The sequence below is a fragment of the Mesorhizobium sp. WSM4311 genome (genome assembly GCF_002295115.1).
Taxonomy (GTDB): Bacteria; Pseudomonadota; Alphaproteobacteria; order Rhizobiales; family Rhizobiaceae; genus Mesorhizobium.
In genome coordinates this window covers 1-26,408 of record NZ_NSFV01000019.1, presented here as the reverse complement: position 1 = coordinate 26,408, position 26,408 = coordinate 1, and the positions used below count along the sequence as shown (strand labels likewise).

31 protein-coding genes and 1 pseudogene are annotated in these 26,408 nt (G+C 65.9%); 14 read left to right on the top strand and 18 right to left on the bottom strand.

Features of this window, described 5'->3' with window-relative positions:
• The first annotated feature begins 21 nt into the window (after nt 1–21).
• Together CK226_RS31000 and arsK are read left to right on the top strand one after the other, a co-directional pair.
• A complete protein-coding gene (locus CK226_RS31000) occupies nt 22–1,407 on the top strand; it encodes an NAD(P)-binding protein (protein WP_095793865.1) in 1,386 nt (461 codons plus the stop codon).
• Nucleotides 1,404–2,699, top strand: coding sequence for an arsenite efflux MFS transporter ArsK (gene arsK, locus CK226_RS30995; RefSeq protein ID WP_095793864.1), 1,296 nt, complete (start codon nt 1,404–1,406; stop codon nt 2,697–2,699). The genes CK226_RS31000 and arsK overlap by 4 nt, the downstream gene beginning before the upstream one ends.
• Here arsK and CK226_RS30990 read toward each other — a convergent pair.
• Entirely contained in the window at nt 2,663–3,289 is a 627-nt protein-coding gene (locus CK226_RS30990) for a class I SAM-dependent methyltransferase (RefSeq protein WP_095793863.1), read from the bottom strand. The genes arsK and CK226_RS30990 overlap by 37 nt on opposite strands.
• 215 nt (nt 3,290–3,504) lie before the next feature.
• Here CK226_RS30990 and CK226_RS30985 point away from each other — a divergent pair, with 215 nt between their 5' ends.
• Nucleotides 3,505–3,951 (top strand): SRPBCC domain-containing protein, encoded by a 447-nt coding sequence (locus tag CK226_RS30985; protein ID WP_095793862.1) that lies wholly within the window; start codon nt 3,505–3,507, stop codon nt 3,949–3,951.
• A 29-nt stretch (nt 3,952–3,980) separates the two neighbouring features.
• Here CK226_RS30985 and CK226_RS30980 read toward each other — a convergent pair whose 3' ends face one another.
• Nucleotides 3,981–4,811 (bottom strand): helix-turn-helix transcriptional regulator, encoded by an 831-nt coding sequence (locus tag CK226_RS30980; RefSeq protein WP_095793861.1) that lies wholly within the window; start codon nt 4,809–4,811, stop codon nt 3,981–3,983.
• A gap of 78 nt (nt 4,812–4,889) precedes the next feature.
• Between CK226_RS30980 and CK226_RS30975 the strand changes: the two genes are divergently transcribed.
• A complete protein-coding gene (locus CK226_RS30975) occupies nt 4,890–5,774 on the top strand; it encodes an SDR family oxidoreductase (RefSeq protein ID WP_095793860.1) in 885 nt (294 codons plus the stop codon).
• 12 nt (nt 5,775–5,786) lie between these two features.
• Here CK226_RS30975 and CK226_RS30970 read toward each other — a convergent pair whose 3' ends face one another.
• Nucleotides 5,787–6,485 (bottom strand): RibD family protein, encoded by a 699-nt coding sequence (locus CK226_RS30970; RefSeq protein WP_095793859.1) that lies wholly within the window; start codon nt 6,483–6,485, stop codon nt 5,787–5,789.
• Nucleotides 6,486–6,839: 354 nt separating this feature from the next.
• Here CK226_RS30970 and CK226_RS30965 point away from each other — a divergent pair, with 354 nt between their 5' ends.
• The 4 genes from CK226_RS30965 to CK226_RS30950 all read left to right on the top strand — a co-directional run bounded on the left by CK226_RS30965 (nt 6,840) and on the right by CK226_RS30950 (nt 11,960).
• Entirely contained in the window at nt 6,840–7,787 is a 948-nt protein-coding gene (locus CK226_RS30965) for a substrate-binding domain-containing protein (RefSeq protein ID WP_095776046.1), read from the top strand.
• A gap of 94 nt (nt 7,788–7,881) precedes the next feature.
• On the top strand, nt 7,882–9,465 hold the full coding sequence (locus tag CK226_RS30960; RefSeq protein WP_095793858.1) for a sugar ABC transporter ATP-binding protein: 1,584 nt from the start codon (nt 7,882–7,884) through the stop codon (nt 9,463–9,465).
• Nucleotides 9,462–10,478 carry an ABC transporter permease gene (locus tag CK226_RS30955; RefSeq protein ID WP_038648308.1) on the top strand — a complete coding sequence of 339 codons (1,017 nt, stop codon included), beginning with the start codon at nt 9,462–9,464 and terminating at the stop codon, nt 10,476–10,478. Before CK226_RS30960 ends, CK226_RS30955 begins: the two co-directional genes overlap by 4 nt.
• Before the next feature lie 183 nt (nt 10,479–10,661).
• Nucleotides 10,662–11,960, top strand: a complete 1,299-nt coding sequence (locus CK226_RS30950; protein ID WP_095793857.1) for a hypothetical protein — start codon at nt 10,662–10,664, stop codon at nt 11,958–11,960.
• A 208-nt stretch (nt 11,961–12,168) separates the two neighbouring features.
• Here CK226_RS30950 and CK226_RS30945 read toward each other — a convergent pair whose 3' ends face one another.
• The 4 genes from CK226_RS30945 to CK226_RS30930 all read right to left on the bottom strand — a co-directional run bounded on the left by CK226_RS30945 (nt 12,169) and on the right by CK226_RS30930 (nt 14,389).
• Nucleotides 12,169–12,744: a hypothetical protein gene (locus CK226_RS30945; RefSeq protein WP_095793856.1), complete on the bottom strand. Its 576-nt coding sequence runs from the start codon at nt 12,742–12,744 to the stop codon at nt 12,169–12,171.
• A complete protein-coding gene (locus CK226_RS30940) occupies nt 12,741–13,346 on the bottom strand; it encodes a hypothetical protein (RefSeq protein WP_095793855.1) in 606 nt (201 codons plus the stop codon). Before CK226_RS30940 ends, CK226_RS30945 begins: the two co-directional genes overlap by 4 nt.
• A complete protein-coding gene (locus CK226_RS30935; RefSeq protein WP_095793854.1) occupies nt 13,343–13,930 on the bottom strand; it encodes a hypothetical protein in 588 nt (195 codons plus the stop codon). Before CK226_RS30935 ends, CK226_RS30940 begins: the two co-directional genes overlap by 4 nt.
• 96 nt (nt 13,931–14,026) lie before the next feature.
• Entirely contained in the window at nt 14,027–14,389 is a 363-nt protein-coding gene (locus CK226_RS30930) for a hypothetical protein (protein WP_095793918.1), read from the bottom strand.
• Between the two features lie 173 nt (nt 14,390–14,562).
• Between CK226_RS30930 and CK226_RS30925 the strand changes: the two genes are divergently transcribed.
• Nucleotides 14,563–14,865, top strand: a complete 303-nt coding sequence (locus CK226_RS30925; RefSeq protein ID WP_095793853.1) for a hypothetical protein — start codon at nt 14,563–14,565, stop codon at nt 14,863–14,865.
• A 46-nt stretch (nt 14,866–14,911) separates the two neighbouring features.
• Here CK226_RS30925 and CK226_RS30920 read toward each other — a convergent pair whose 3' ends face one another.
• On the bottom strand, nt 14,912–15,616 hold the full coding sequence (locus CK226_RS30920; RefSeq protein WP_095776039.1) for a helix-turn-helix transcriptional regulator: 705 nt from the start codon (nt 15,614–15,616) through the stop codon (nt 14,912–14,914).
• A gap of 74 nt (nt 15,617–15,690) precedes the next feature.
• Between CK226_RS30920 and CK226_RS30915 the strand changes: the two genes are divergently transcribed.
• Together CK226_RS30915 and CK226_RS30910 are read left to right on the top strand one after the other, a co-directional pair.
• The gene (locus CK226_RS30915) at nt 15,691–16,068 is read left to right on the top strand and encodes a hypothetical protein (RefSeq protein ID WP_245437905.1); all 378 of its coding nucleotides are present in this window, start codon (nt 15,691–15,693) and stop codon (nt 16,066–16,068) included.
• 128 nt (nt 16,069–16,196) lie between these two features.
• Nucleotides 16,197–16,874, top strand: a complete 678-nt coding sequence (locus CK226_RS30910) for a GcrA cell cycle regulator (RefSeq protein ID WP_095793851.1) — start codon at nt 16,197–16,199, stop codon at nt 16,872–16,874.
• 2 nt (nt 16,875–16,876) lie between these two features.
• On the opposite strand, the gene CK226_RS30905 is transcribed toward CK226_RS30910, so the two are convergent.
• A complete protein-coding gene (locus tag CK226_RS30905) occupies nt 16,877–17,203 on the bottom strand; it encodes a DUF982 domain-containing protein (RefSeq protein WP_179301167.1) in 327 nt (108 codons plus the stop codon).
• 75 nt (nt 17,204–17,278) lie between these two features.
• Entirely contained in the window at nt 17,279–17,560 is a 282-nt protein-coding gene (locus CK226_RS30900; protein ID WP_095789250.1) for a DUF982 domain-containing protein, read from the bottom strand.
• Between the two features lie 80 nt (nt 17,561–17,640).
• On the opposite strand from CK226_RS30900, the gene CK226_RS30895 reads away from it, so the two are divergent.
• From CK226_RS30895 to CK226_RS30885, 3 genes are all read left to right on the top strand, one after another.
• Nucleotides 17,641–18,315, top strand: coding sequence for a DUF1376 domain-containing protein (locus CK226_RS30895; protein ID WP_095793849.1), 675 nt, complete (start codon nt 17,641–17,643; stop codon nt 18,313–18,315).
• Nucleotides 18,236–18,541: a hypothetical protein gene (locus tag CK226_RS30890; RefSeq protein WP_142878302.1), complete on the top strand. Its 306-nt coding sequence runs from the start codon at nt 18,236–18,238 to the stop codon at nt 18,539–18,541. Before CK226_RS30895 ends, CK226_RS30890 begins: the two co-directional genes overlap by 80 nt.
• A 232-nt stretch (nt 18,542–18,773) precedes the next feature.
• A complete protein-coding gene (locus CK226_RS30885; protein WP_095776032.1) occupies nt 18,774–19,370 on the top strand; it encodes a DUF6456 domain-containing protein in 597 nt (198 codons plus the stop codon).
• A gap of 84 nt (nt 19,371–19,454) precedes the next feature.
• Here CK226_RS30885 and CK226_RS30880 read toward each other — a convergent pair whose 3' ends face one another.
• The 8 genes and pseudogenes from CK226_RS30880 to CK226_RS30845 all read right to left on the bottom strand — a co-directional run.
• Nucleotides 19,455–19,790, bottom strand: coding sequence for a hypothetical protein (locus CK226_RS30880; protein ID WP_095789251.1), 336 nt, complete (start codon nt 19,788–19,790; stop codon nt 19,455–19,457).
• Nucleotides 19,791–20,014: 224 nt separating this feature from the next.
• Nucleotides 20,015–20,236, bottom strand: a complete 222-nt coding sequence (locus tag CK226_RS30875) for an alkylphosphonate utilization protein (RefSeq protein WP_095776030.1) — start codon at nt 20,234–20,236, stop codon at nt 20,015–20,017.
• A gap of 252 nt (nt 20,237–20,488) precedes the next feature.
• The gene (locus tag CK226_RS30870) at nt 20,489–22,522 is read right to left on the bottom strand and encodes an acyltransferase family protein (protein ID WP_095793848.1); all 2,034 of its coding nucleotides are present in this window, start codon (nt 22,520–22,522) and stop codon (nt 20,489–20,491) included.
• Nucleotides 22,523–22,662: 140 nt separating this feature from the next.
• Nucleotides 22,663–23,160 carry a DUF2306 domain-containing protein gene (locus CK226_RS30865; protein WP_095776028.1) on the bottom strand — a complete coding sequence of 166 codons (498 nt, stop codon included), beginning with the start codon at nt 23,158–23,160 and terminating at the stop codon, nt 22,663–22,665.
• Between the two features lie 138 nt (nt 23,161–23,298).
• Nucleotides 23,299–23,607 carry a hypothetical protein gene (locus tag CK226_RS30860; protein WP_095789253.1) on the bottom strand — a complete coding sequence of 103 codons (309 nt, stop codon included), beginning with the start codon at nt 23,605–23,607 and terminating at the stop codon, nt 23,299–23,301.
• A gap of 467 nt (nt 23,608–24,074) precedes the next feature.
• Complete coding sequence (locus tag CK226_RS30855; RefSeq protein WP_095775057.1) at nt 24,075–24,902, bottom strand: ABC transporter permease; 828 nt, start codon at nt 24,900–24,902, stop codon at nt 24,075–24,077.
• A 2-nt stretch (nt 24,903–24,904) separates the two neighbouring features.
• Complete coding sequence (locus tag CK226_RS30850) at nt 24,905–26,185, bottom strand: ABC transporter permease (RefSeq protein ID WP_095793847.1); 1,281 nt, start codon at nt 26,183–26,185, stop codon at nt 24,905–24,907.
• 2 nt (nt 26,186–26,187) lie between these two features.
• Nucleotides 26,188–26,408, bottom strand: a pseudogene (locus CK226_RS30845) (ABC transporter substrate-binding protein); the annotation flags it as partial.

Here is a 26,408-nt window from a genome sequence, read left to right as displayed (position 1 = left end):
ATACCGGAAGGATAGAAGCTGATGCAAAACGATCTGCCCATCGCCGTCATCGGCGCCGGTCCGGTCGGCCTGGCCGCCGCCATTCATCTCATCGCCAGGGGCCTGCCGGTAAAGGTCTATGAAGCTGGCGATGGTGTCGCCGCCAATTTGCGGGATTGGGGCCATGTGCGGGTGTTCACCCCCTGGCGCTATTGCGTCGACGAGGCGGCCAGGAAGCTGCTCGAAGGCCACGGCTGGCGGAGGCCGGACGCGGAAGCCTTTCCCACTGCCGATGAACTCGTCGCGCACTATCTCGAGCCGCTCGCCAACCTGCCGGAACTGGCGCCGGCGATCGAGACCAAGGCGCGTGTCGTGGCCATATCGCGCTGGGGCGCCGACAAGGTGCGCGGCAGCGAGCGCGGGACGCGGCCCTTCATGCTCGTCGTCGAAACCGCCGATGGGACAAGGCGCGACAGCGCCCGCGCGGTCATCGACGCCTCGGGGACATGGCGCACGCCCAACCCGCTCGGTGCCGGCGGCATCGCGGCGGAGGGCGAAGCGGAGTTTGCCGACCGTATCGCGTATGGAATTCCCGACATTCTTGGCCGCGACCGCGCGCTCTATGCCGGCCGCACGACGCTGGTCGCCGGTTCCGGCCACTCGGCGGCCAATGCCTTGCTCGACCTGGCCAGGCTGGCGGAGGCCGCGCCCGGCACGGCCTTCATCTGGGCGGTGCGCGGAACCGACCTCGTGCGCATCTTTGGCGGCGGCGACGCCGACCAGTTGCCGGCGCGCGGCGAACTCGGCGCCGATATCCGCGACCTCGCCGAAAGCGGCCGCGTCCAGTTGGTGACGGGCTTTGCCACGCTTGCGATCCGCGAGCATGACGGAAGGCTGATCGTCGAGGGGCAAAGCGGGGATGGCCTGGCTCAACTCGGCCCTGTCGACCGCATCATCGCCGCGACCGGGCAGCGCCCGGACCTGTCGCTGACCCGGGAGCTCAGGCTCGATCTCGATCCGTGGCTGGAAGGCGTCAAGGCGCTCGGCCCGCTCATCGATCCCAACGAGCATTCCTGTGGCGACGTGCCGCCGCACGGCCACCGCGAACTCAGCCATCCGGAGCCCGGCTTCTACACGGTCGGCATCAAGAGCTATGGCCGTGCGCCGACCTTCCTGCTGTTGACCGGCTACGAACAGGTGCGCTCGATCGCGGCGGCACTCGCCGGCGACATGGCGGCGGCCGACGCGGTGCAACTGGTGCTGCCCGAAACCGGCGTCTGCACGGTGCCGGCGGGCGGCGCTTCGCAGGGCTGTTGCGGCGGACCGGCGCCGGCGGCGATCGATGCCTGCTGCGTGGCGGATGCCGACGCCAAGGCCGCCGGCAAAAGCGGTTGCGGCTGCGCCGGCAAGATGGAAGCCGCCGAGTGAGCGACGCCAAGATTCCTGCCTCCGCCATCTGGGCGCTGGGCACCACTCAGATCGTCGGCTACGGCACGCTCTACTACAGCTACAGCATCCTGGCGCCGGCGGTGGCGGCGGAACTCGCCTGGTCGCAGCAATGGGTGTTCGCCGTGCTGTCGGTGTCGCTGTTGGCAAGCGCCATCCTGGCGCCGTTCGCGGGCAGCCTGGCGGACCGGGTCGGGGCGGGGCGCCTGATGGTGCCGGGTTCGCTGGCGGCGGCGGGCGCCTTGCTGTTGTGTGCGTTGGCGCCGGGGCGCGCCGGCTTTGCCATAGGCGTGCTGGCCATGGAACTCGCCTCCTGCTTCGTCCTCTACAGCACGGCCTTCGTCGCCATCGTACAGCTCGGCGGTGCGCGGCGCGGCATCACCCATCTCACCTTGATCGCCGGCTTCGCCTCGACCCTGTTCTGGCCGCTGACGACGCTGCTGCACCAGCACCTCGGCTGGCGCGAGGTTCTCGCTCTGTTTGCCGCGCTCAACGCCTTTGTCTGCCTGCCGATCCATTGGTGGCTGGCCCGGCTTTCCAGCCGTATCGGCAAGGCGCGGGAGAGGATCGTTCCGGTCACGGCGAGCCTGTCGGGGTCAGCGCCCGGCCGGCGATGGTCGCTCCTGTTCGTCCTGGTGCTGGCCGGCTTTGCCATAGAGGGCTTCATGCTCTCGGCAATCCTCGTGCAGATGGTGCCGCTGCTCACTTTGGTCGGCCTCGGCGGCGCCTCGGTGCTGGTCGCCAGCCTGTTCGGCCCGTCGCAAGTGGCGAGCCGGCTGGTCAACATGCTGTTCGGCCGCGGCCTGTCGCAGACATCGCTGGCGCTCGGCGCGACCGCCGCACTGGCCGGCGGTCTTGCGGTGCTGCTCATGGTGGCGCCCTCCGTTTCCGGCGCCATGCTGTTTGCCGTGCTTTTCGGCTTCGGCTCGGGCCTGATGAGCATTGTCGGCGGCACGCTGCCGCTCGAATTGTTCGGCCAGGAACGCTACGGCTCCTATGTCGGCTGGATCACGGCAGCGCGCCAGTTCAGCTCCGCCTTCGCCCCGTTCGGCCTGACCCTGATGATATCGGGCCTCGGCGTCTTCCCGGCCTTGTGGCTCAACGTCGTGGTCGGCCTGTTCGGCATCGCCGCCTTCGCCGCCGTCGCGCTGATCAGCCGGCAGTCGCGCAAGGGTGAAAAGGGCGGCATGGCCGATGCGGCTGCGCCGGGCGCGGACAGTTTTACAGCAGCGCCGGATTACATGTCAGGTGCTCGTCTGAAAACGCTGAACTGAAAGGACTGAGAGGAGCCCCATGGCGTCAGGTGCAGATGGTCGAGTGTGCGAACAAGTGCAAAGCCGGATCCAAGGACTTGGGCGAGCTTGCTTGCGTCGTATCGTTGAACGGGCAGGCCGCTGCACTTCTCCGGCCCGTCGAGCGCGAACGTCGCGATAATCGCGTAGCCATTTGGTGCGAGTGTCCGCTCGAGTGTGACGAGGTAAGCGTCACGATCGGCTTCTTCGACCATGAAATGGAAGGCGGCCCTGTCATGCCAGACATCGTAAAGTCGCCTCGGCGACCACGTGCGAATGTCAGCAACAATCCAATCGATGTGCCCGCCTGTCCCAGCCAGCCGATCGCGAGCCGCCGCGATCGCCGTAGCAGACAGATCCAGGACAGTGACGTCCTCAAACTGTTGTTCTTGAAGATTATCCACCAGCCGAGAGGCGCCGCCGCCAACGTCAACGATGGCAGAGCTGCGCTCGGCAATCTCTTTGATCAACGAAAGAGAGGGCTCGGGATTATCTTGGAACCAACTGACGCCGTCCTCGCCCTTCGATTCATATGCTGCGTTCCAGTGCAACTGCGATGCCTCTTTCTCCATCGGGCCGGCCCTCACTTTTAGTGACACCGTCCAGCATATCAGTCGCGGTGGCCGGCCGGTGATCAATTTGTGGAAGCACGATTATTCAGACCGACAGGATTGATCCGGCAGGCGCTGTTCCCGCCAAGGCACAGATTGCTGCCGGCTGAAATTGCGCGGAAGTACCAACCGATATTGCGCTACACTTTCCCCCAGCAGTCGCGGTAAATGCAGGGATGACCGATCCCTCCGCGCCGATCGTCAAGGCCGTCGCCATAGCCGCCGAACCGGCCAGGGTCTGGCGCGTGCTGACGACGCCTGGGATGATCCCGCAATGGATGTCCGATGAAGAGCTGACCGTCAGCCTGGAGGGGCATGCCGGTGGCGCGATCGTGATAGGCGGGCTGCTGCATGGCATGGCGTTCGAGAACCGTGGCACCGTCCGCGCGTTTGAGCCGGAGCGGCTGTTTGCCTACAGCTACTGGAGCACGCTGTCGGCCTCGCGCCTGGCGGACGTGCCGGAAAACCACACGCTGGTCAGTTTCGCCCTGGCGCCGGCAAATGGGGAAACACTGCTGACGCTGACGCTCAGCGACTTCGCCGAACCGGCGATCCGTCCGCACGCCAATCTCTACTGGGGTCCGACCTTGCAGATCCTGAAGGCGGTGTGCGAGCGGCGTTGAAGAGGGCGCCATCGCAGCGGCGCCGGTCGTTACCTCGGGCGCTTGGCCAAAGCGCGGATGCGGTCGGCGACCTTGCCGTCGACCGGGTTGTAGACGGTCAGGTTCAAATCCGGCCGGCCATCGACCGCGAAGGATGAATATTCCAGCTCGATATCACCCAGTTCCGGGTGCTTCAGGCGCTTTGTCCCGTCGCCATGCGCGAGCACGTCGTTCTCCTGCCACAGCGTGGCGAACTCGGCGCTGCCGCTGCACAGTTCGTCCACCAGGAGGGTGACCTCGGAGACCGCGCCGGCGCGCGCCGCATCGGCCCGGAACGCGCCGACCACGAAACGGGCAAGGTTTTCCCAATCATGCTGCTTGGCGCGGATGTGGGGCGTGAGGAACATGAAGCGCAATATGTTGCGCCGGCCGGCTGGGATGGTGCCGTAGTCGGTCAGCACGATCTCGGCGGCGCGATTCCAGGCGACGACATCCCAGGTGGCAGTCTTGACCAAAGCGGGGCTGGCCTCGAGCGTGTCGATGAGGCGCTGCAGCCTCGGGCTGACGCCCTCGTCGCCCCGGTAGCGGACCTCGGGCGGACGGCCGAGCCCAAGCATGAAGAGATGTTCGCGCTCCGCCTCGGTCAAAAGCAGCCCCTTGGCGATACGGTTCAGCACATCGGCCGAAGGCGCGCCGCCACGGCCCTGTTCCAGCCATGTGTACCAGGTCGGGCTGATGTTGGAGCGCTGGGCGACCTCTTCGCGGCGCAGCCCCGGCGTGCGCCGGCGCCCGGAGAAGCCGAACGAAGCGGGATCGAGCCGGGTGCGGCGGTCTTTCAGGAAGGCAGCGAGCGAACCGGGGGTGGGCATCCTGTTAGCCATTATACCATGATAAGATCACTACTTTAATGGAATAATAGACCGGAGATACTGCGCGGGCAACTGTGCAGGAGATTTTGCATGCGTATCTTTTTGACCGGCGCCACCGGCTTCATCGGCTCGGCGCTCGTTCCCGAACTCATCCAGGCCGGCCATCAGGTGATCGGCGTCACCCGCTCCGATGCCGGCGCCGACGCGCTGGCGGCCGCGGGCGCCGAAGTGCATCGCGGAACCCTCGAGGAACCGGCGAGCCTGCGCAGCGGCGCGGCAAAGGCGGATGCCGTGATCCACACCGCCTTCGACCATGATTTTTCGCGCTTTGCCGAGAATTGCGAAAAGGACGCCCGAGTCATCGCGGCGCTCGGCGAGGCGCTCGCCGGATCCGACCGGCCGCTGGTCATCACCTCGGGCGTCGGCATGGGCAGCCCCGGACATGGCCAGCTGGCGGTCGAGGACGTCTTCAACGCCAGCCACCCCAATCCGCGCATCGCCTCCGAACTCGCCGGCAATGCCTTGCTGGAGGCCGGCATCAATTTGTCGGTCGTGCGCCTGCCGCAGGTCCACAATCCGGTCAAGCAGGGGCTGATCTCGCCGCTCATCGAGATCGCGCGGCAAAAGGGCGTGTCGGCCTATGTCGGCGAAGGTCGCAACCGCTATTCGGCGGGGCATCTCTCCGACGCCGCGCGGCTCTACCGGCTTGCCGTCGAAAAGCGCCAGCCGGGTGCGCGCTATCACGCGGTCGGCGAGGAAGGCGTCGAGGTGCGCGCCATCGCCGAGGCGCTTGGCCGGGGCCTGAAATTGCCGGTCGTCTCGATCGCGCCGGAAAAGGCGGCGGAGCATTTCGGCTGGATGGGAATGTTCGCCCCCATGGACCTGCCAGCCTCCAGCGCACTGACCCAGGCACGGCTCGGCTGGCACCCGACCGGCCCGACGCTGATCGCCGATCTCGACGCCATGCGCCCCTGATGGGCTGCGGCCTCAGCCAGGGCTGACGGCGTAGCGCAAATGGATGAGCCCATGCGCCAGCGTTTCGCAGTCTGTCAGCGACAGCTGCATCTTGCCGGCGAGGCCGCTTTCGCCGAACTCGACAAAACCCTGGTTTCGCGCCCGCGCATCGAGCGCGGGCGCGACCAGCAGGCTTAATTCATCGACAAGCCCTGCCGCGAAGAAGGAGCCGTTGATGCCGGCGCCGCCTTCGAGCAGCAGCCGGCGGATTGCGAGCTCACGCCCGAGCACTTCGAGCATGGCGGCGAGATCGATATCGGCCGTTTCCGACACGATATAGGACACGCCGTCGGCGGCGAGCTCGGCCAGATGGCTGTCGGAGACGTCGCGCCCAAGCAGCACCACGACATGGTCGCCGCCGACATCCGGCCTGGCGAAATGGAGCCTGCCGGAGGCATCAAGCGCCACGGCATAGGTGCCCGCGTCGCGTTGCGCGAAATGATGCGGCCGCTCGACCTTGCCGATCTGCGCCGGTGGGTGCGCGCCGGCCTTGCTCATCTCGGCCATGGTGACGCGGCCGACAATCCAGGCGTCGCCCTGGAGATCGCCGTGGATCTGCTCATAGAGGCCTGACCACTCGGCCCGAGTTCCGTCCGGGCTCGCCGTGTAGCGGCTCGGATGAAGACCGCCGTCGAGCGAGGCGAGCATATGGCAGATGACGTGCGGCTTCATGGTTTCTCCAGGGATGGACTGATTTTCGGGAAGGACTGAGCTTCAGGAATGGTTCGGGGGTCAAACTAGGGCCGCGGCCCCGGAATGGAAGCCGGGCAGGTCGGTTTGGCCAAAATTCCGACAATTCCGATAATTCGCCCCCAGCGCTGTTATATCGATGTTGCACAAAAGGTTGACCCTGGGTTAGCATCTCGCGGCTGATGCCGATGGGAGGCAGTTTTTGCACGGCGATCAGCTGGAGCGGCATGCGCTGTCCCGCGCAAGGAGGATGCTCCAACACTTTGAACCGACGCATGATCCTTCCTGAAACCGTCCCGGTTTCCGGGGCGTGCGTTCTTGTGGAGGAGATCAACCATGAACAGACGTGAATTCCTGATGACGTCCGTGGCCGCGGGCGCCATGATGCTGGCCGCACGTTCGGCGTTCGCCGAGGATAAGCTGACCATACTGGGTTCGGTGCCCAATCTCGGCTTTCCGTTCTTCGTGCACATGCTGAACGAGATCAAGGCCGAAGCGCAGGCCCAGGGCGTCAACCTGACCGAAAGCGACGGACAGAATTCGGCCACCAAGCAGACCGCCGACATCGAGGCGGCGCTGGTGCAGAAGGTCAACGCCATCGTGATTTCGCCGCTCGACGTCAACGCGCTGGCGCCGGCCATCGAGGAAGCGGTCAAGGCTGGTGTTCCCGTGGTGACGATCGACCGCCGCGTCGACGGTGTCCAGGGCATTCTCGCCCATGTCGGCGCCGACAATGTCAAGGGCGGCGAGGCGGAGGCGCAGGCCATGGTGGCGGCGTTCCCCAACGGCGCCAAGCTGTTCCATCTGCAGGGCCAGCCGGGTGCCGGTCCGGCGATCGATCGCAACAAGGGCGTGCACAATGTGCTCGATCCCCTGAAGGACAAGTATCAGATCATCTTCGAGCAGACCGCAAACTTCGCCCGCGCCGAGGCGCTGTCGGTGACGGAAGCCGGGCTCGCCGCCAATGGCAAGCCGGACGCCATCATCTGCGCCAATGACGACATGGCGCTCGGTGCGCTCGAAGCCTGTGCGGCGCGCAACTTCACCGACGTCAAGATCTACGGCTTCGACGCGCTGCCGGAAGCGCTGGTTGCCGTGCGCGACGGCAAGCTCGCCGGCACGGTCGAACAGTTCCCCGGCCAGCAGTCGCGCACCGCCGTGCAGATCGCTGTCGCCTACGCCAAGAACAAGACCGAGCCGAAGGAGAAGCTGGTGCTTTTGACGCCGATCGTCATCGGCAAGGACAATCTCGACAAGGCCGAGAGGTTGAGCGAGACGAAGTAGAACTTGGCGGAGACAGGCTCATTGGCAAGGCTGGCGGGACAGCGCGCCGAAGGCGGGCGCGCTCCCGCCACTTACCGCAATACGGGAGCAACCCTTGCCAGCTGAAGCCGCGCCTGTCCTGCTTGCCGTCGAGGGCGTCACCAAGCATTTCGCCGGCGTGACCGCGCTGAGCGACGTCTCGCTCGACATCCGCCCCGGCGAAATCCTCGGCCTGCTCGGCGAGAACGGCGCGGGAAAATCGACGCTGCTCAAAATCCTGTCGGGCGTCATGCCGCCGTCCAGCGGGCGCATCATTTTCGACGGCGCCGATTACGCGCCGTCCAGCCCGCAGGATGCCAAGCGGCTCGGCATCGTCACCATCTACCAGGAGCTCAGCCTGATCCCGACGCTGACCGTGGCGGAGAACATTTTCATCGGCCGCGCGCCGGTCGGGCCACTGGGGCTGGTGAGCTGGCGGCGCATGGAACAGGATTCCCGCGACATCATCGCCCGCGTCGGCCTTTCCATCGATCCGATGACGCCGGTCTCGGCGCTGTCGGTGGCCGAGCAGCAACTGGTCGAGATCGCCCGCGCCCTGTCGCTCAAGAGCCGGCTGATCATCATGGACGAGCCGACATCGGCGCTGACCGAGACCGAGGTGCAGCGTCTGTTGTCGATCATGGGCCGGCTGCGCCAGGACAAGGTCGCCATCATGTTCGTCACCCACCGGCTGGAGGAGGCCTCCGCCATCTGCGACCGCATGACGGTGCTGCGCGACGGCCGGCTGGCCGGGCATCTCGACCGCGACAAGGGACGGCCGATCCAGTTGCCGCGGATCATCGAGAAGATGGTCGGCCGTGCCGCCTCCGAACTCTATGCACGGCCGGTGCAGCGCGCGGTGGCCGGCGATGTCGTGCTGTCGGTGCGCGGCCTGCGCACCGTGCGCGACCCCGAGGCGCCGCACGCCATCGTGCTCGACGGCGTCGACATCGATCTCAAGGCCGGCGAAATCCTCGGCGTCGCCGGGCTTGTCGGCTCGGGCCGCACGGAGCTGGCGCGCGCCATTTTCGGCGCCGACCGCATCGCCGCCGGAACCATCACGCTCGACGGCAAACAGATCGCGCCGGCCTCACCGGCGGATGCCATCGCGCTCGGCATCGGCCTGGTGCCGGAGGACCGCAAGCACCAGGCGATCTTTGCCGCGCTCGGCATCCTGCCCAATTTCTCCGTCGCTTCGCTCGGCACGTTCAGCAACGGCTTCGGCTTCATGGCCGAGCGGCGCGAGCGCGACGCGCTGTCGGGCTTCAGGAAAATGCTGTCGATCCGCATGGCCTCGGCCGAGCAGGCCATCGAGGGCCTGTCGGGCGGCAACCAGCAGAAGGTCATCCTGGCGCGCTGGCTGGCGCGCGACCCGAAAGTGCTGATCGTCGACGAGCCGACGCGCGGCGTCGATGTCGGCGCCAAGGCGGAGGTGCATCAGATCCTGGTGCAACTGGCGGCGCGCGGCATCGCGGTGATGATGATCTCGTCCGAGCTGCCCGAAGTGCTGGCGGTGTCGGACCGCATCGTCACCATGCGCCGGGGCCGCATCACCGGTGAGATGCCGGGCGTCGAGGCAAACGAGGAAAAACTGATGGAACTGATGGCGCTCGACAGCCAAGATGCGCTTGGGCAGGATGCGGAGGATCAGGCACGATGAGCATCGCCGAAGAGCAGAGCCAGCGCGGCGGCGCGACGATCGCGCGGCTGCTGATGAGTTTCGGGCCGCTGCTGTTCCTGGCGGCGCTGGTCGTCGTCTTCACCGTTTTGAAGCCGAGCTTCATCGACCCGATCAATCTGTTCAACATCACGCGGCAGATCTCGATCACCGGGCTGATCGCGCTCGGCATGACCTTCGTCATCCTCACCGCCGGCATCGACCTCTCGGTCGGCTCGCTGCTGGCCTTCTGCGGCATGGTCGCCGCCGTCGTCGCCAAGGGCGGTGCGGCCAACACGCTGTCGCTGTCGACCTCAGGCACGCAGGGCTATGGCTGGTTCGCGGCGCTGCTCGCCGCCGTCATCGTCGGCGCCGCCGCCGGCGGCGTGCAGGGGCTTGCCATCACCCGACTGAAAGTGCCGCCCTTCGTCGTCACGCTGGGCGGGCTGACGGTGTTTCGCGGGCTGACGCTGACCATCTCCAATGGCGGCCCGATCTCCGGTTTCGACGCCTCGATGCGCTGGTTCGGCACGGGGCTGATCGGCCCGGTGCCGGTGCCGGCCATCATCTTCGCCATCGCCGCGATCCTGTGCCACATCGTGCTGCGCTACACGCGCTATGGCCGCGCGGTCTATGCCGTCGGCGGCAATGCAGAGGCGGCACGGCTCTCGGGCCTGCGCGTCGACCGCATCCTTGTCTCGGTCTATGTCATCGTCGGCTTCTTCGCCGGGCTTGCCGCCTTCGTGCTGTCGGCGCGGCTCAATTCCTCGGAAGCGGTCGCCGGCATCGGCTACGAGCTGACGGTCATCTCCGCCGTCGTCATCGGCGGCACCTCGCTGTTCGGCGGCATCGGCTCGGTCGGCGGCACGGTGGTGGGCGCGGCGCTCATCGGCGTGCTGCAGAACGGGCTGCAGTTCAACAATGTCTCGTCCTACACGCAAAGCATCGTGATCGGGCTCATCCTGATCCTGGCGGTGGCGTTTGACCGGTGGCTGAAGTCGCGGGTGCGGCGGTAAGGGCAAGAGGTCTGCGCTCACCCCTCTGTCCTGCCGGACAGAGGGGGGCGCCTCGCACCAGCACTTTCACCCTGGCAACTTTCTGGTCAAAACCGCAGCACGACCATCCGTTTCCCGGCCCGGTTGCAAAACGATCGGGCCTTGCTAGAAAGGCCTGGGGCGGGTGGCATCGTGACAGACCTCATGTTTGCCGATATCATCAGGCCGATCAGCTTGAGTTTTTCGCTGCTGCGGCGCTTCTGGCCGCAGCTTGTCGCGCTGGTGCTGGCCGGGGTGCTGGCCGGCGATCTCCTGCTGCAGCTGGCGGCGAAAGTGGCGCTCGCCAATCATTTCGCCGGGCTTGCCATGCTGACGCTGGTGGCGCTGGCGCAGCTGGTGGTGACGGTGGCGATGTTCCATGTGCTGCGCCCCGGCCTGCCGCATCTCTTGGCCGCGCAGCGCGGCGCCGACAAGGCCGCGGGGGAACAGGACACTGCCGACCGGCGCGGCTCGCGGCTGGTGCGCATGATCACCATCGCGCTGCTGCCTTTCTTCGCCTATTACGCGGCCTGGGGGTTTCTCGGCGATATCGTGCGGCAATATTCGCGCGCCACGCTCGACCAGGCCGATTTCGGCCAGGCCGGAAATGTGCTCGACGTGCTGGATTCGCGCTGGCTGCTGATCTCGGTGGCGGTGTCCTGGCTGATCCGCCGGCTGGCCAAGTTCATGCAGACGAAAACCAAGACCGCCTCGTTCTGGCAGATCGTGGTGGTGATCTGCGAGACCAACTGGATCTTCGTCGGTCTCTATGTGATCAGCCGCTGGAAGGACACGGCGCTGCAATGGCTGATGAGCCGCTCCTTCTGGTCGGTGCTGCAGGCCACCGCCGACGGGCTGGCGAGCCCGGTGCCGGTGGCGAATGCGGCCCCGATGGTGCCGGTCGAAATCACCTCGATCGCGCCCTCGACGGTGGCCGTCAACCTGTTCTTCTACATGCTCCTGCCGCTGATCTGGCTGGTCATGGCGGCGCTGATCTACGGCTATGACGTGCGCGAAGATGCTGCCCTGATGCGCGTGCACGATCGGGTGGAGCGCTTCGGCGCGCGCTATGCCGGCCTGCCGAAATTCCTGCGCGACTTCGTCGAGCATTTCATCGCCGGCTACCGCTCGCGCTATCTGCCAATCGCCAATGGCGTGCGGCTGACGGTGAGTTCCAGCCTGCTGCTTCTGTGCACGCTGATCGTCGGCTATCGCCTCATTGACTGGAGCGCCGCCTGGCTGTGGCTCGGCGCGACGCGGCTGATCGGGCCGCACGAACTCGATGTCTGGCAGATTTTCTCGCACGGGGTGACGCTGCTGTTCGGCAGCCCGTTCCAGGATTCCTCCACCGGCATTTTGATCGAGCCGATCAGGATATGCTTTCTGGCCGCGGTGCTGGAGACGGCGTTTTCGCTGAGTTCCCTTCGCCCCGTTCACGGGGAGAAGGTGCCGACAGGCGGATGAGGGGCGGCGCTGACGTGAAAGAATTGGGCTTGGATACGCAAAGCCGGTGCTGACCGCGACGTTGGGCAAATCAGCCACTTACCGGAGCGTTGGCGCTGCCCCTCATTGCCCTGCCGGGCGTTCGTCACTCGAAAAGCCAAGCAATTGGCTTTTCGTCCGCTTCGCGGACCGCTTCTCAACTCCCCGTATAGTGACGGGGAGAAAGTAGCTATTTCGGCGGCCGCTGGAAGCGCAGAAACCAGGGCCGCTCGCTGCCCAGCCCGACCGCCGGGCGGATCGTTTTCACCGCATCCTCCGGCACAATAAAAGTGTCGCCGATGGTGATGGTGTCGCCCTTCCTGGCGCTGGAGAAGATCGCCGAGGTGCAGCTCATCACGCCCGCCGGCAGGCTGACGCCGCTGATGGCATCCGGCAGCCAGCGGCGCCCGGCGGCGTCGGTCAGCATCAGCTTGCAGCCCAGCCACTGCTTTTGCAGGTCGGGGTCACCTATCTTGACCGAGAACGTGGCGATGACGGCGAAGGCGTGGTCGGGCAGGCGGCCGGCCTTGCCGCCGCGCAGATCGGCCAGTTTCCAGTCGCTGCCGCCGAACGGCACGGCCTGGCCGAAATCGACATCCCGGGCGATAAGGTCCTCGCCATGCAGCCATTCGCGCAGGCTGTCATTGCTGGTCTCGGCCAGCGTCAGCGGCAGCAGGATGGCAAGCGCCACAAGGCTGCGCCGCCGCCATTTTTTCTCGGGCTGCCGGTCTTCGCCGGCGATCGGTCCGGTAGAAACGGCGTTCATGACTTGCCTTGAGGTGTGTGGGCCTGCGGGGCATCCAAGTCGAATTCCGGCAGCACATCCGCCGGCTGGCCGTCGGCGCTTGTCGGCACCCCATCGAGGCTGATGCGCGCCTGGGCGTCGAGCGGGGCGAACTGGCGCGCTGCTATCAGCAGGCTGGCGCCGCGGATCTGGTCGGGCGGTATTTCGAACACGAACAGGCCGCGCTTCTCCAGGCCCGGATCGACGCCATGCGGCGGCATGTCCTGGCGGTAGCCGAGCCGCTCCGTCTGGTGGTAGCGCAGCCCGGTCGGGCCTTGCCAGGTGCCCTCGGCAACCGTTGTGGAGGCGGCGGTGGCGGTGAGATTGGTCGATACCACCGCCCACAGGCCGCTGGTGGTCAAAGACCTTTCCTGGCCGAACTGGTTGGTTTTCAGGGCGCGGGCAAAGACGACCTTGTCGAGCCGGACATCGAAGCTGCGCGCGCGCACGGTGTCGCGCATGGCGCCATCGACCGGGATCGGCGCGGTGAGGTCGGCATAATGTGGTTTCGACACCTGCATGCCGTAGCTCAGCGCTACGGTGCTGGCGAGGATGACGAGATTGCCGAGGATGCGGATTCTCATGAGCCGGTTCCCGGCGCCGGCACGTCGGCGACCGGCAAGGTGATGGTGCCGAGCCGGTAGGGATTGAACCAGCCGGGCATGCCGTAGAGGTTGTCGCGCGGCTTGAAGATCTCGGCGGTGACGCCGAAGCTCAAGCTGGCCGGGACAGCGGCGTCGCCGGCCAGCGGCCAGACATAGGCCATGCGCTCGGTCATGCCGGGATGGAGTTCCGGCGTCAGCGTCGAATCACGGATTAGCGCGATCGTCGGCATGGGGTCGGGCAAGGTGATGGCGTCCGGCTTGAAGACATCGAAATAGGCCTTATCGGATTGCGCGGTGCGGTTGGTCATGTCGGCCTCCAGCACCAGCGCCTTCTGGCCGGGCTTCAAGAGCACGCCATAGGTTCTGGCGTGGCTGACATAGGCGCGCACCGGCTGGACGCGCCAGCGCCCGGCATCGATGGCGGCATCAAGCGGCAATTGCGGCGGAGCGTGGGCGGGCATGGCGCCGAAAGCGCCCATCAGACCGGCGACGAACAGCGCCGCGATGGTCCCCGCGCCGGCGGTGATCCAGGTTTGAACTTTTGAGCGGGCAGTCCTGAACATTCCAAATCATGCACGTCGAACAGCCACCCACGCACAATCTAGAAAGAAACAGAACCGATTGGAACCCGCAAATGGCTGGTCCAACATGGCCGGTCTTCAGGCCGCTTCGCGCGCCCACAGGCGATGGCCGTGGCGGCGGAAGAAGCGGGCCACGAGACGCTGCTGCCTCGCCCGGACGAGGTCGGGCAGGCGCCGTTCCTGGCGCCAGCGCGGCATGTTGCGCCAGCAGGCGATGAAACGGGCAGTGTCCTCGATGGCCTCCTGCGCCGACAGCGCCGGGCCGATCGCCGCCAGGAACAGCGGTTCGGATTGTTTCAACTCGTCGATGACGGCCTTGCGCCGGAAATGCTCCTGGCGGGCCTGCGCGATGCCCTTGCGGCGGATCGCCTCGAAGGCTTTAAGCAGAGCAGGGCTGTCGCCGGTGTAACCGCAGGCGCGGGCGAAATCGGCGGCATCCATCATTGCTCCCGGGTCTGGTGCGGCAGGCGACTCACGTTTGTAAGTTTTTGGGAGCATAACTCAAAAATTGATAAAAGGGAAACTTTTGGGAAAGTGTTAAAACTGCGACTCGACTCCAGGGCTAAAACGCAGGATTATGCGAACAAATCAGGAACAAATGGGGTGGAGTGGCAATGGCATTGCCCGGCAGGAAACCAGTCATCGCGCATGTCGTCTCGATATCGGTCGAATGCGCCGATTGCGGCCGCAACAGATGGTGGAAACCGGATGAACTCCGGCGTTTCGGGGTGACGGGCAGCACGCCGCTGGCTGAGCTTTCTGGCCGCATCGTCTGCTCGGCCTGCCGCGCCGACGGGCTGCCGGGCACGGCGATCTCGATCCAGGCCGCCTTCCTCGACGAGCGCCAGCGCGTGCGCAGCGAAGCGCAGATGCTGAGCGAGCGCGAGGTGCTGGTGGAGGGGGCGAGGCGGGCTTGAGGGGGCTGGTTTTTCCTTCTCCCACAAGGGGAGAAGGAAAAAGGGCCTAATATCCCAGCAATTCCTTCAGCGGGATGACCCGCCAGACATGCTTGATCGCATAGCGGTTGAAGGTCAGCGTCTTGGGCGGATTGTACTGCTCGACCACCAGCTCGCCCGCCGTGCGCTTGACCAGTTTCTTGATGAAGGCCTTGCCGTTGCGCTCGTTTTCTTCCGGGAACGTCTCGATCACCACATGGTCGCCGGGGATCGCGTCGCGGCCGCCGCAATAGATGAGGTCGCCGGGTTCGTAGCGCGGCACCATGGAGTCGCTCAGCACATGCAGCGCGAAGACTTTCGGCAGGTTGCGCACGCCCGGCGGGCGCTGGACATAGCCGGCGGGCTCGCCGTTGAAGGTGAAGTCGCCGTCATCGCCGCCGACCGCGGCGCCCAGCACCTCGATATCCATTGAGCCGGCGGGCATCGGGCCGGCATCGGTGACGATCTCGGCGTCGGCCACCGGGCCGGCATCGTCGAGGAAGACGACCTGCCCTTGGCCGAGCGCGACCGGGTCGACGCGCAGGAAGGCGGCGGTCTTCAGAAGGTTCTCGGTCTTGGGCAGGTTGCGGCCGGTTTCCCAATTGCCGACGGCGGCGACATCGGTGTCGTTGTGCTCGGCAATGTGGCGCATGACCAGGCCGCGCTGCTTGCGCGCCTGGCGTATCGCCGCCCCGACCTTGATCGACAGTTCCGTTTTGGCCATGGCACCCATGTGAGCGATGAAAGCGGCTCTCGTCTATGAAAGAATGGCTTGCATATATTTTTGAGTTATGCTTATATCCGGCCATGCAAAACCTGTCCAGCTTTCATGGCGCGGTAGCGCCGGCCTCACGCGAGGCAAACAAGGCGACCTATGTCGCCGGCCTTCCGTCCCGGCCGTCCTCCTCCCCGGCCGAGGCGAAGCCCGAGCGCCTTGATGCCTCGGGTCCGGCCCGCCCGTCCCCGGCGGCCGGAACGGCCGGAGCCGCCGCTCCCCTCGGCTCCGGCCCCCAATTCGACCGGCCCGTTTTGTCCGCCGGTCCTTATGCGCGCTCCTGCATCCGCACGCAGGACGGCGCCGTGTTCGAGCCGATGACGGGCAGGGCAGTTTCCGCTCCCGACAGGAAGACCGCCGAGGCGCGACTGGCGCGCCTGGCCGCCGGGCACGCGATCCGCCCCGGCTGATCCGGCCCGCGAGCCGGCTTTCGCACCGAACACCCTGACCGTGGCCCGGACCGGGCCGAACCCTGACGCCTGGCCGACGGCGCGCTCTCGAGCGCTGCCGAAGGCGGACCCCTGGATGGAGCTTGGAGATGGCAAGCTACAGCGACGCCGAACTGCAAGAGATCGCCCGCTGGCTGGAGGAGGGGCTTTCGGCCTTGAGGATCGCGGCGGCGTTCAGCGCGCTGCGCGGCAACCCGGTGTCACGCAACGCCATCATCGGCATCGTCCACCGCAACGCCATGCTGGGCGCGATCGGCTTTGCCAATGGCCGTGGGATGCCGCCGGCCGCGAGACAAGCCGCCGGCGAGCAGGCAATATGCAAGCCGGCGGCCGCAAAGCAGGCAAATGGCAAGCCGAGCGGCAAGGCAGTGGCGCAACAACGCGCCGGCGTCCATGCCACCGGGCACGCGCGCAAGAACAAGGCGCGGACCAGGCGCGAATCCTCGCCGGCGTGGCTGCCGCCGCGCCTGTTCGTGCGCGAGGTGGGCATGCTGATCGCCGATGGCGAGGCCTACCGTCTACAGGTGCCGGCGCCCCAGCGCGCACCGATCGGCCGCCAGCCGCATGGCGTGGCGATGCGCTTCATCGACTGCCTGTTCGACCGCTGCCGCGCGCCGCTCGATCTCACGCTGGAAGAGGATCCGGAGAACGAGGCGCCGGGCGGCCGGCCCGGCGCCGACATGCTGTGCTGCGGCATGCGAACGAAAGCGCAGAAAAGCTACTGCGGCTACCACCAGGCGCGGTTTCAGCGGCGGGTTTGCCAGTGAGCTTATTTCGGTATCTGTCGGCCCTGCTTGGGCATGCGGCTTTGCACGCTGCGTGCCTCGAGCCGCATGGCCGGGCCGCCTTCGGCAACCAGGATGCCGGAGACGCGGGCAAAGCCGGTGAACACCTTAATCGCGTCGGATTCGGAGATCTGCGCGGCGATCGCGGCACTGCAGGCGTTGAGCGCGCTGCGGTAGACGTGACCGCGCCGCTCGATCGGCCATCGCTGCAGGAAATCGGCGGCATCGCTGACGCTGTCGATCTCCTCGACATGTCCTTCCAGGCTTACTTTGAGCGGCACTCCGGTTTTCAGCGTACCCACGGCGTTCACCTTCGATCTCAGCGAGACTATAAAGCCCGCGCTTATAAACGCGCAAGGCCGCCACGCGGTTGCATCGCCCCGGCGTCACGGGCCGGCGGCGGCGTCGAGCCAGTCATGCGCGCGGCTTCTCGGCTTCACCACCAAGATGCCCTGTTGCCTGGCGGCCTTGCTGAAGGCCTCGAAGGCGGTGCGCGGGCAGCAACTGCCCTCGACCGCCAGGCGGACCAGCCTTGCGGCTTCGATGTAGGCGGGTGCGGTCTTGTCGGGCCATTGCTGTCGCAATGCCGTTTCGGCGTCGGCCACCGAGCCGACCAGCATGGTCTTGTTGTTGCAAAAGCGCAGCGTAATCGGCATGAACGCCGTCATCGGCAAACCTCCCCTTTGCATCGACGCGTCATAACGTGCGGGCCGGCGGCTGGTTCCATTAGCTTGCGTGCAGGCATGGCATGAGCGAGCGGCCCTTCATGCAGCTCTACGTCTCCGATTTCGTCGGCGACACCTTGCTGCTCTCCACCGAGCAGATCGGCGCCTACATGCTCATCCTGATGGCGATGTGGAACGCCGGCGGCCGGCTGCCCGATGACGACGCCAAGCTCGCGCGGGTCGCGCGCCTTTCCCTGAAAAGATGGCGCGCCATCAGCGCCGATCTGTTGGGCTTCTTCGAGCGGCAGGCGGGCGAGATCGGCCACAAGAGGCTGACCAGGGAATTGCACAAGGCGCAGGTCAAGAGCGAGGCGAGGGCCGCCGCCGGCGCACGCGGCGGTGCCGTCACCGCCTTGAAAACAAAGGCGCATGGGGCGGCAAATGCCGGCGCTTTGCCGCGGCATTCTCCAGACTCCAGAAACCAGAGTGAAAAAGCTTCCGCTTTTTCAGGCGAAAACAACCGGCATGTTTCGGCGCAAGGACAACGAGAGCCGTTCTGTCGCGACGGTGCGCAGCGTTCTTCATCGCGCGCGGCCAGTTCCAAGAAACCGCCCGGCTGGCAGCGGCCGAGAACCCATGCCGACGCCGCCAACGCCATCATCGAGGAGATCCGCAGCCATGACCGCAGCCGAACTGCAGCAGGCGACGAAGGCGCTGGCGGCGATGTTCTCATGCTTCCCGCAATCCGCCCTGACTGACGTCGAGATGCAGATGCGCGGCTATCTCGGCGCGGTGCGCGACGCCGAGCTTGCCGATCTGCAGGCCGCCATCCAGCGCTTCGTGCGCGGCGAGGTGAGGAGCGGCAACGCTCAGTTCTGCCCGTCCAGCGCGCAGCTCTGCATCGAAGTGCGGGAGCGGAAAACGATGCGCGAGTTGATGGCGCGGCGGGCGGCGCAAGCGCCCGCGAATCTGGTGACGGGATGATCAGACAGGTCGGTGGGACAGCGCCCCCCTCTGGCCTGCCGGCCATCTCCCCCACGGGTGGGGAGATTGGCAGCGTCGCCGGCGCCGCCTTTCCTGCAACGCTGATGATTGGCGAAAGCCGACACGACATCTGATCTCCCCCCTCGTGGGGAGATGCCTGGCAGGGCAGAGGGGGGCGCTGCCCCGCCGACCTTTCCAAAAACACCACACCCCAAACCCAAGGAGCCACTCCATGCCCAAAAAAGCCAAAGCCGCCAAACCGCAGGCGCCGAAATTGCCGAAGGGCGAGGCAGAGCAAGTGCGCATACGTCGCGAGCTCGGCCATGATTTCGCGCTTAGCGACGACGCCTTCGGCCGCAAGCGGCTGGCCGCCGGCACGGCTGAGGCGCGGCGCGTCTACGAGGTGTCGAATGACGGCTACACGTCCACCGGCGGCATCGTGCGGGTGCGCAATGTCGACCCGCTCGTCGGCATCACCTCGCTGTCGCGCCAGCAGCGCGAGGCCGGCCAGCGCTACCGCGAGGATTTCCAGTGCAGCCAGCAGGCGAGCGTGAAGCCGATGCGCTGGAGCGAGCGCGTCGATAGCGGCCGCCATGGCGGCGGCATCGCCGACAGCGTGCTCGACGCCGGCCGCGCGCATGCCGCCGCCACAAGGGCGCTGGGGCATTGGGAGGTCGTGGCGGTGGTGCGGCAAGTCTGCTGCGCCGGCGGCTCGATCAAGAGCCTGGCGGAGCAGACGGGCGAGGGCAGGGACGTGGTGACGAAGCTGTTGAAGGTCGGGCTGGACCTGCTGGCGGTGCACTATGGGATGATGATGGGGCGCGGATAGCGGCGCTGTCATCCGGGAGCGATGCGCAAGCGAATGTCAAAGGGCAATCCGGCCGGCATGGTGCCAGCCGGATCAAGTCGCAAGTCAGTTCCTGCAGACGCGGACTGTTTCGATGACGCGATGGTGGTGACGCCAGTGCCTGATCACCTCGGTGTGACAGCGGCGATGGTACATGCCGTAGTAACGGTGATGGTACATGCCGTAGTAACGCGGCCGGTAGCCTTCGTCGTCATACATACTGTATCGGCCATAGTAGCCGTCGTCGTTGTAGTCGCGATGATGATGACGATATCTGGGAACATAATAGTCGTCGTCATAGCCGTTGCCGATGCCAAGCGTGATGCTGGCGGCATTCGCCGGTGCTATCACCGACACGGCCGACGCAATCGCGATCACGGATGCGAGCAAGAGTTTCTTCATGACAACCTCCTCTTCAAGGTCTGCCTAATAAACGCCGCCGGCGCGGCCCTGTTCCCATGAAGCCGGTAAACCAATGTTTCTCACCGTGACGGCGACAGGCGGGGGAATGCGCAGGATCGAGCGCGTCGTCGGGATAGGCTGGCCAACGGGCAGGTCCCGCCCTTGGGGCCGCAGGGCCAATCCGGGTCTGCCAGGGCGCCGACTTAGCGCCCCCGCAACTCGGCTCACGCCTTTTTCAGGAATTCGGTTTTCAGCACCAGGCCCTTCACCTGCTTGGTGTTGCATTCGATCTCGCCTGGATTGCCGGTAAGGCGGATGTTCTTCACCAGCGTGCCCCGCTTGATCGTCTCCGATGTGCCCTTGACCTTCAGGTCCTTGATCAGGGTCACGGAGTCCCCCTCGTTCAACTGGCTGCCGTTGCTGTCTCTCACGATCGGGTCTGTCATGTCTTTCTCTTCTGCGCGGGGCCGGGTGAGCGCGGGCTTAAGGCTTCGACCGCCGCCTCGTCAATGCGCTGCCGGGCCAAATCGTCGGGCTGTTGCGGTCAGACGCCGCTGTCTCGACCTCAAACCTAAGGTGCGCCGCGTTGAAGCTGGATCCACTTTTGCACGACATGCATTGGAGCGGGTTATCGTTCATGGAAAGGCCGACCCGCTCTATCTCTTTGTTTTTCTTGAAATTCCGAACGGAGAATTGCTCTAGAACAGCGCCTTCTCCAGCGGCCCCTCCAAGGTCTCGGCAAACGCCGTCGCCAGATGATGCCGGTCGCGGAATGCCAGTTTGCCTGATATGAACACGTGGCACTGTGTGGGGCCGCAGAAGCGGTCGGTGAGGTCGACATAGCGCGTGTCGGGCACGCTCTTGACCACGGCGCGCTCTTGCGCCGCCGCGCCGTCATTGGCGGCTTGCGCCCGCGGCGTGTCGCAGCGCGAGGGCGCCTCGCGCCACCACAGGGCGCGCGCCACGCAGGAATCGGCGAAACTGTCGCCGATCGGCGTGTCGCGGATGACGGCGGTCTCGACGCCGGCCTGGCTGAAGGCATGCAGTGTGGAGCGCAGGCCGGCCTGCCAGCGCGCCGTCTCGGCCTTGCGGCCGGCGGCGGGCATGTCGCGCGTCAGATTGCCGATTGAGAATTCCGAGATCACCACAAGGCGCGGCTTGCGGCGGATGATGTCGGCGATCGCCTGTTCGCGCCAGGCGTCGCATTCGGTGTAGTCGCGCTTCAGCACGGTGTTGAAGGTCGACAGACGCGAGGCGCGGCACGAGGATTTGAGATAAGTGATCACCTTGGTGTCGTTGCGCCTGGCAGCCTCGACCAGCGGGGTCGACCAATGGTCGGCATGCGAATCGCCGAACAGCACGATGGTGTGGGCGGCATCTGCCGGGCCGAAGGTGCAGGGTTTCGGCTTCACCGTGTGGAAGTCGAGCAGGCAGTTCTTGTCCACGGCACGCGCGATGGAGGGCTGTTCGGCGGCCTGTTCGATGCCGCGCTGGGCGAGGTCGATGTTGCGCGTCGCCAGATGCGCATTTGCATAGGCCGCCGCCACGCCCACGCCGGTCAGCACCAGCGCGGGAACCAGAGCAATTCCGGGAAAAGTGTGAAGCGGTTTTCCCTGGGGAATTGCGGCAAAACGAACCGCACGCGCGCCCGCCGTCAGCCAGCCGCCGCGCCGCGCCGGGTTCTCGATCAAATGATAGGTGAGGAATGCCAGCGCCAGTGACAGCGCGCCGCAGCCGAGGCGCTGGAGGACGCTGAGATCCGGCACCAGCATGCCGGCATAGACGATGACCGGCCAGTGCCAGAGATAGAGCGAATAGGAGAGCGTGCCGACCCATTGCAGAGGCGGCAGCGACAGCGCGGCGGCGGGCGTCAGGGCCTGCAGACGGGCCGGGCCCGCTGGCTGCTGGTTGTGTTCTTCGCCCGCGCCGCTCAACAGCAGCAGCACCGTGCCGGCGACCGGCAGCAGCGCGTACCAGCCGGGGAAGGGCAGGTCTTCGCTCAAGCAGAGATAGGCCGTCGCGATCAGCGCCAGGCCGAGCCAGCCCTGCGCTGATCGCAGCCATGGCCGCTGTTGCCACAAGGCTGCCGGCGCCAGCGTCGCCATGCCGCCGGCGGCGAACTCCCAGGCGCGCAGCGGCGAGAAGTAGAAGGCCCAGGCCGGCGACAGGCTGGTCAGCCACAGGCAGGCGGCGAAGGAGGCGAGGCCGGCGACGCCGATCACCACGACAGCCATGCGCCGACCCGGGCGCAGCCAGGCGGCCAACAGCAGCAGCGCCGGCCAGACGAGATAGAACTGCTCCTCCACCGACAGCGACCAGAAGTGGATGAAGGGGTTGCTCAAGGCGTCCGCGGCGAAATAATCGAACGACCAGCGCAGCAGCCACAGATTGATGGCATAGGCCGAGGCGAACATGGCGCCGCGCGAATAGAGCGCCTGCTCCTGCGGCGCCAGGATGAAATAGCCGAGGCCAAGCGTCGCCAGGATCACGAACAGGGCCGCCGGCAAGAGACGCCGGGCGCGCCGCGCATAGAAGCGCCAGAGGTCAAGCCGGCCGGTCTCGGTGATCTCGCCCATAAGGTGCGTGGTGATCAGCCAGCCGGAGATGACGAAGAAGATGTCGACGCCGGCAAAGCCGCCGGGGAGGGCCGAGAGGCCGAAATGATAGGCCACGACGCCGCCGACCGCCAGCGCGCGCAATCCTTGTATATCAGGCCGAAACGATGCCGCCACGACAGCTCCTTCGTTACTTCAAGCCCGCCCCGCATCGCGGCCCTGGTCGGCCGATATCGCAATGCAATATGCTTTTCGCAGTGCAACATGGCCAGAACAAGGAAAGGATTGGAGAGGACGGCGGCTTCGCCGGCCGACACTCAGCCCGGCACCCGCGCTCTGCGCGCGGCGTAGAGGCCTGCCGCTGCCGCGAGGATAACCAAAGCGGAGAAAATCGCCAGCTTCTGCGCTGTCGCGCCCTGCGGGCCGAAGGCGACGGCATACATGGTGCGGCCGGGAATGAAGGTCAAAAGCCCGGTGATGATGAGGCCGAAAATGTAGGTGCCCTGCATGATGCGGCGGTGGGCGGCAATGTTGCCGCCGCGCGCCGCGCGCACGCCACGCCACAGCATCACCAGCACCAGCAGCGACAGAAGGTGGATCGGGCTGAACGGCCCCCACAGCCGGATCGTCCAGATGAACAGGCCGGAGCCGGCGACCGTCGCCATCAGCGCCACCCAGACGCGGCCAAGCGCGCGGTGCAGCCGGTCGCCCTTGGTGCGCCAGAGCTGCGCGGCGCCGAGCAGCAATGCGGCGATGGCGATCAGCGCGTGGAGCTGGATGACGGGCGAGGCGTTGAATAAAGGGCTGAGCGACATCGGTGTTCTCCGCGAGATGGCGGACTATCGCCGAGGGGGCGTTGAGGCGGCAAGGGTTTGCGGCGGCGACCGCTCAATCCGCCGTCCACAAAACAGCCCCGCGAACGGGGCTGCTTTTCAACGGTATGGAGGCATCGTCTACTTGCTGCCGCCGATCTTTTTCACGTTGCTGCAGAATTCCGGATGGGTGTTGGTGGGGTTGGCGTTCTTGACCTCGTCGGCGCAGGCCGTCATCATCATCTTCTGGTCTTCGGGTGTCAGTGCTTTCCAGGCCTTGGTGAACTCGTCATCGCTGCGCATCTTCTTCATGGTGGAGTCCGTGTAGAAGGGCTGCATCTTGGCCGGATCGTCGAGAGCGGACGTGCCGCTGCCGCCCGATGCGGCGAGAGCCGAGCCGGCGACCATCGAAAGCGCTATGGCGCCAAGGCAGATCATCTTGATTTTCATGATAGGATCCTTCCCTGTTGCTTTGTGATCGTCTAAGCAACGATCAAGGGCGTAACGGCAGGATTTGGGTAAAAGTTCCAAATTTCCGGGCAAAATGAGCTCTACTTTTCTAAAATATATTATACGAAAGCTTGAATATGTCATACGAAAGCTTGAAAATTTCCGAGTTTTCACTCATACGCACAAGCGAAAGCTCATTTTGTTGTCGAATAGCCACGCAGTAACCTGCCCCCCGTGGATCGTGGCCGGCGTCGAAGGTCGGTCGGACGTCGCAGCGTCCAGCGATTTCAAAACTTCCCGGCTCTGGGATTGTTCCGCGCCGTCAGCCCCAAAAAGGCCCCACCGGCAGGACCGGCGGGGCATTGATCGGAGGTCTGCGATCGCCCGCGAGGCGATCCCTAAAGCAACGGGAGCGGCATGCGAAAAGTTTCACCGTTCCGTGCGCCGGCTGTCGCCGATGGCGGGTCTCAGCCGCTTGCTGCCCGGCGGCCCTGGCCGCGCCGGGCCAGAAGGTTCGCCACCACCAAAAGCACGATCGACAGCGCCATCATCAGCGTCGCGGCGGCAGTGATGGCGGGCGAGAGTTTTTCGCGCAGGCCGATGAACATTTCGAGCGGCATGGTGCGCTGGCCGGCGCTGGCCAGGAACTGCACCACCACCACCTCGTCGAAGGAGGTGACGAAGGCGAAGGCGGCGCCCGAAAGCACGCCGGGCAGGATCAGCGGCAGCATCACGCGGAAGAAGGCGGCCAGCGGTTTCGCGCCGGAAATGGCCGCGGCGCGCATCAGATTGCGGTCGAAGCCGGTGAGGCTGGCGCCGACGGTGACGACGACGAAGGGACTGGCAAGCGCGGTATGCGCCAGGATAATGCCGGTATAGGTGCTGGCCAGCCCAATGCGGGCGTAGAACAGGTACGAGCCGACGGCGGTGATCACCACGGGCACGATCAATGGTGACAGAAGCAGCGGCATTACGATGCGGCGGCCGGGAAATTTTTCGTTCGACAGCGCAATCGCCGTCAGCGTGCCCAGCGTGGTGGCGATCAGCGTCGTGCCGAAGGCGACGATCAGGCTGTTGCCGATCGCCGATTGCCAGCGCTGCGTGCCCAACACCACCTCATACCAGCGCGTCGACAGGCCCTCGAGCGGGAAGACGAAGAAGGCGCCGCTGTTGAACGAGAGCGGCACGGGGATGAGGATCGGCACCAGCAGGAACAGGATGACCAGCCCGCACCATAGCCAGAGCAGCGCCACGCGGATGCGTTCACCAGGAGTGGGGTAGGGCGAGAGCAGCATGGCTACACCATCTTCAGGCGCTCGAGGCCGAGGATGCGGGCGAAGATGCCGAACAGGGCCAGGGTGAAGACCAAGAGGATGAAGGAGAGCGCCGCCGCCATCTCCCAGTTCAGTTCGACATTGACGTAATTGGCGATGAAATTGCTGATCAGCTGGTCGCTGGCGCCGCCGATCAGCGCTGGGGTGATGTAGTAGCCGAGGCACAGGATGAAGGTGAGCAGGCAGCCGGCCATGACGCCGGGAAAGACCTGCGGGAGGTAGACGCGGCGGAAGGCGGTGAAGGGTTTGGCGCCGAGCGAATAGGCGGCCTTCATCTGCGAGGGCGCGATGGTGCGCATGACGGAGTAGATCGGCAGCAGCGTGAACGGCAGCTGGATATGCGTCATGGCGATGATCAGGCCGATGCGGCTGTACATCAAATCGAGCCGCTCGGAGGCGAAGCCGAGCCACAGGAGCAGGTCGTTGACCAGGCCGAATTTCTGCAAGAGCACCGTCCAGGCGGCCGTGCGCACCAGGATCGAGGTCCAGAACGGCAACAGCACCGCCACGATAAGGATCGCCGCCAGCCCCTTCGGCACGCTCGCAATGAGATAGGCGAGAGGAAAGCCGAGCAGCAGAGTGGCAATCGTGACGGCGGCGGCGACGAAAAAGGTGCGCAGGAACACCTGCAGGAAGATCGCCTGTTCGGGCGGCACCCGCTCAATGCCGCCATCGGCGTTCCATCGGAGGTCGAGGGCGCTCAACAGGTAAAACGAGGTGATGGCGTGGGTGCCGTTGGCAATGGTCGGCCATGTGGCGGGCGCCGACCAGAAAGGCACGGCTTTCATGATCTCGAGCGGCGACTTTCCGGCGGCGCCTTCGAGCTGGCGCACGGTCTTCAGCACCTGGCTGCGGGCGCCGGGCAGCCGGGCGTTCAGCGCCTTGGCCAGTTCATAGGCGGTGCCCTTGGCCTGGCTTTCACTGAGATCGGCGGCGAGTGCTGTGAAGGCGGCGTCCGCAGGCAGGCCCTGGCCGTTCCAGCCGGCGAGGGCCACGCTAGTGCGCGGCAGTGCGTCGGCGATGGTCGGGTCGTAGACGGCGCGCGACAGCAACAACACGATCGGGATGCCGAAGCTCAGGGCCAGAAGCAGGAGCAGGGGCGCGGCCAGGGCCAGCGAACGCAGCCGGTCGCCGAATTCGGCGCGCCGCAGCGCCGCCGACGCGGTTCCGGGATCCGCGCCGGCGGCCGGCCGGCCGCGGGCCAGCGCGGGCCGGTCGAGTTCGCTGGGCTGCAGCGCCGACATGCTTACTGCGCCAGCCAGGCGTTGAAGCGCTTGACCAGGTCCTCGCCATAGTCGCCCCAGAACTCGGTGTCGGCGACGAGATAGGCGCCGGCGAGGTGGTCGGGCGCGTTGGGCAGTTTCGGCAAGGCGTCGGCCGCCACGAAGGAGGCCGCGTCGGTGCGCACCGGCCCATAGGTGATGTAGCTGGCGAGCTTGGCATTGTTTTCCGGCTTGGAGATATAGG

Bases quoted from the DNA above. Each gene is read 5' to 3' on its own strand.
- CK226_RS31000 (WP_095793865.1), top strand. From the start codon at position 22: ATGCAAAACGATCTGCCCATCGCCGTCATCGGCGCCGGTCCGGTCGGC.
- CK226_RS30990 (WP_095793863.1), bottom strand. From the start codon at position 3,289: ATGGAGAAAGAGGCATCGCAGTTGCACTGGAACGCAGCATATGAATCG.
- CK226_RS30985 (WP_095793862.1), top strand. From the start codon at position 3,505: ATGACCGATCCCTCCGCGCCGATCGTCAAGGCCGTCGCCATAGCCGCC.
- CK226_RS30980 (WP_095793861.1), bottom strand. From the start codon at position 4,811: ATGGCTAACAGGATGCCCACCCCCGGTTCGCTCGCTGCCTTCCTGAAA.
- CK226_RS30975 (WP_095793860.1), top strand. From the start codon at position 4,890: ATGCGTATCTTTTTGACCGGCGCCACCGGCTTCATCGGCTCGGCGCTC.
- CK226_RS30970 (WP_095793859.1), bottom strand. From the start codon at position 6,485: ATGAAGCCGCACGTCATCTGCCATATGCTCGCCTCGCTCGACGGCGGT.
- CK226_RS30965 (WP_095776046.1), top strand. From the start codon at position 6,840: ATGAACAGACGTGAATTCCTGATGACGTCCGTGGCCGCGGGCGCCATG.
- CK226_RS30955 (WP_038648308.1), top strand. From the start codon at position 9,462: ATGAGCATCGCCGAAGAGCAGAGCCAGCGCGGCGGCGCGACGATCGCG.
- CK226_RS30950 (WP_095793857.1), top strand. From the start codon at position 10,662: ATGTTTGCCGATATCATCAGGCCGATCAGCTTGAGTTTTTCGCTGCTG.
- CK226_RS30945 (WP_095793856.1), bottom strand. From the start codon at position 12,744: ATGAACGCCGTTTCTACCGGACCGATCGCCGGCGAAGACCGGCAGCCC.
- CK226_RS30940 (WP_095793855.1), bottom strand. From the start codon at position 13,346: ATGAGAATCCGCATCCTCGGCAATCTCGTCATCCTCGCCAGCACCGTA.
- CK226_RS30935 (WP_095793854.1), bottom strand. From the start codon at position 13,930: ATGTTCAGGACTGCCCGCTCAAAAGTTCAAACCTGGATCACCGCCGGC.
- CK226_RS30930 (WP_095793918.1), bottom strand. From the start codon at position 14,389: ATGGATGCCGCCGATTTCGCCCGCGCCTGCGGTTACACCGGCGACAGC.
- CK226_RS30925 (WP_095793853.1), top strand. From the start codon at position 14,563: ATGGCATTGCCCGGCAGGAAACCAGTCATCGCGCATGTCGTCTCGATA.
- CK226_RS30920 (WP_095776039.1), bottom strand. From the start codon at position 15,616: ATGGGTGCCATGGCCAAAACGGAACTGTCGATCAAGGTCGGGGCGGCG.
- CK226_RS30915 (WP_245437905.1), top strand. From the start codon at position 15,691: ATGCAAAACCTGTCCAGCTTTCATGGCGCGGTAGCGCCGGCCTCACGC.
- CK226_RS30910 (WP_095793851.1), top strand. From the start codon at position 16,197: ATGGCAAGCTACAGCGACGCCGAACTGCAAGAGATCGCCCGCTGGCTG.
- CK226_RS30900 (WP_095789250.1), bottom strand. From the start codon at position 17,560: ATGACGGCGTTCATGCCGATTACGCTGCGCTTTTGCAACAACAAGACC.
- CK226_RS30895 (WP_095793849.1), top strand. From the start codon at position 17,641: ATGAGCGAGCGGCCCTTCATGCAGCTCTACGTCTCCGATTTCGTCGGC.
- CK226_RS30890 (WP_142878302.1), top strand. From the start codon at position 18,236: ATGACCGCAGCCGAACTGCAGCAGGCGACGAAGGCGCTGGCGGCGATG.
- CK226_RS30885 (WP_095776032.1), top strand. From the start codon at position 18,774: ATGCCCAAAAAAGCCAAAGCCGCCAAACCGCAGGCGCCGAAATTGCCG.
- CK226_RS30880 (WP_095789251.1), bottom strand. From the start codon at position 19,790: ATGAAGAAACTCTTGCTCGCATCCGTGATCGCGATTGCGTCGGCCGTG.
- CK226_RS30875 (WP_095776030.1), bottom strand. From the start codon at position 20,236: ATGACAGACCCGATCGTGAGAGACAGCAACGGCAGCCAGTTGAACGAG.
- CK226_RS30865 (WP_095776028.1), bottom strand. From the start codon at position 23,160: ATGTCGCTCAGCCCTTTATTCAACGCCTCGCCCGTCATCCAGCTCCAC.
- CK226_RS30860 (WP_095789253.1), bottom strand. From the start codon at position 23,607: ATGAAAATCAAGATGATCTGCCTTGGCGCCATAGCGCTTTCGATGGTC.
- CK226_RS30855 (WP_095775057.1), bottom strand. From the start codon at position 24,902: ATGCTGCTCTCGCCCTACCCCACTCCTGGTGAACGCATCCGCGTGGCG.
- CK226_RS30850 (WP_095793847.1), bottom strand. From the start codon at position 26,185: ATGTCGGCGCTGCAGCCCAGCGAACTCGACCGGCCCGCGCTGGCCCGC.